The 1,739-nt window shown below is 70.6% G+C and carries 2 protein-coding genes; one reads left to right on the plus strand and one right to left on the minus strand.

The genetic code is table 11. The features are described from left to right. Positions 1-53: 53 nt before the first annotated feature. Entirely contained in the window at positions 54-476 is a 423-nt protein-coding gene (locus MXD58_RS26990) for a hypothetical protein (protein ID WP_248838318.1), read from the minus strand. Between the two features lie 462 nt (positions 477-938). On the opposite strand from MXD58_RS26990, the gene MXD58_RS26995 reads away from it, so the two are divergent. Further along, the gene (locus MXD58_RS26995) at positions 939-1,673 is read left to right on the plus strand and encodes a hypothetical protein (protein ID WP_248838319.1); all 735 of its coding nucleotides are present in this window, start codon (positions 939-941) and stop codon (positions 1,671-1,673) included. Positions 1,674-1,739 lie beyond the last annotated feature (66 nt).

A 1,739-nucleotide genomic window follows, 5' to 3' on the forward strand; every position in this document is an offset into this window, starting at 1 on the left:
GCGCTGGGCCGCCCGGCCGGGCCCGCCGGGACGCTGACACCCCGCCCGGCGCGTCAGCCCATCCGGCCGGGCCCCGCCTCGTCCAGGTAGCCCCGCATGTCGATCGCCATCGTGCGCACGGCGTCCTGATCCGGCTCCTCGTACTCCTCGCCCTGGTGGACCGCGCGGGCGTAGCCGAAGGTCAGGCGCGGCAGCACCTGGGTGGGGGTGTCGAGCCCGCCGTCCCAGGCCGGTTCGTCGCCGTCGAAGGCGGCCGGGCCGGACGGCAGGTCCCCCGCGCCGGGGGAGGCCGTGACGATCGCCCAGTCGACCACGCCGAACACGATGATCACGCCCAGTGCGGGCAGGGCCGCGACCGGGTTCCACGCGGTGAGGCCCACGAGGGCGAAGACCGCGACGACCATCACACCGCCGACGAAGTGGCGGCGAGTCGGACGAAGGGCCGGAACCTTTCGCCCACGCCGATAGTGCGCCATAGCGACAGTGTGCCTCAGTCGGTTGCGTGCGCCGGCCGGGCCGGTGTCCCGATGTGGCCCGGACTGTGCTGTCCGGGTGCGGCGACGGTGGCGCGATGCACCATCCGTGATGGACCAGCGGGGCGGGCGTCACCCGGCCGGACTGACGGCCGGTCGGGTGACGCCCGCAACGGGTGACCAGGCGCGTCGGTGCCGGGGGCCGGATTCGGCTCGCGGGGGCCGGGTAGTGCTCCGGCAGGCATCCGCCCGGCGTCCGGGCGGGCACGGCGCCCGCTCGCCCGCGTCAGTGGGCGCTGGGTTGGGCGTTGCGCCAGCTCGCGATTGCGGAGGGTAAAGTGTCTCGCTCTTTCTGGTAATTGTTGCGAACTCCGGCCTGATTTCGCGTCACACTTCCCGAGAATGTGAAGGACCATGGCCCGACGCCGCACCATGGGTTCGACCTCGCGAGGCTGGAGGTTTGCCGTGGAGGTTCGACGTCGGACGGTCAGTCCGCGCCGAAAGTCCCTGCCCAGCACGTTGCTGGCGCTCACCGTAACGACGGTGCTGCTGTTGGCCAGTGGCTGCGGCTCGCCGAGTTACGAATATGTGACAAACAAGAAGGACGGTGTGTTTCTACGGGTTCCGAACAGCTGGAACCACCAGGAGATGCCCGGCCCGGCCCTGTTCGGGATCGATGCGCGCAGCGTCAGTCCCGAGATGCTGCAGGGCCTGATGTCGCGTGAATGGGTTGTCGGTATCGACGCCGCGGCGCGGTTCGACGACAGCCAGTTGCTGGTGCCGGACGCCCTGGCGCCGAAGGGGTTCGCGCAGGTCCGTCACCTCCTGCCAGAGGAGGCGAACGCGGTGTCGACCAACTCCCTGCGCAACCTGGTGGTGGCCGTCGACGACGCCGAGGCCGACCAGGAGAAGGCGGTCCGGGAGAACCCATACAGCGCCCGCCTGACGCCGAACTTCCTGCTGCTGGCGGATGTCCCCGTCCGAGGCAGGGACGGCGTGCACGGCGTGCACCTCGTCTACCAGGTCCGGACCGACGCCGGGCTGGTCACCATCGACCAGACGAGCCTGCTCGACACCGCACAGACCGTGCTCTACCAGCTCGTACTCGCGTGTTCGTCGCTGTGCTACGCCCAGCACGGGCAGCAGATCGGCGACGTCGCCAAGTCCTTCACGATCGAGCCGACGGACCGAGGGCAGTAGAGATGGGCGTGATGGACCACACGGACCGGACCGCGGACGAGCTCGACCCGCCGCGCCGGGCGGCGG

This window comes from Frankia sp. AgKG'84/4 (genome assembly GCF_023242965.2).
Lineage (GTDB): Bacteria > Actinomycetota > Actinomycetes > Frankiales > Frankiaceae > Frankia.

Excerpts from the sequence above, each read along its gene's own strand:
- MXD58_RS26990 (WP_248838318.1), bottom strand. The coding sequence starts at position 476 with ATGGCGCACTATCGGCGTGGGCGAAAGGTTCCGGCCCTTCGTCCGACT.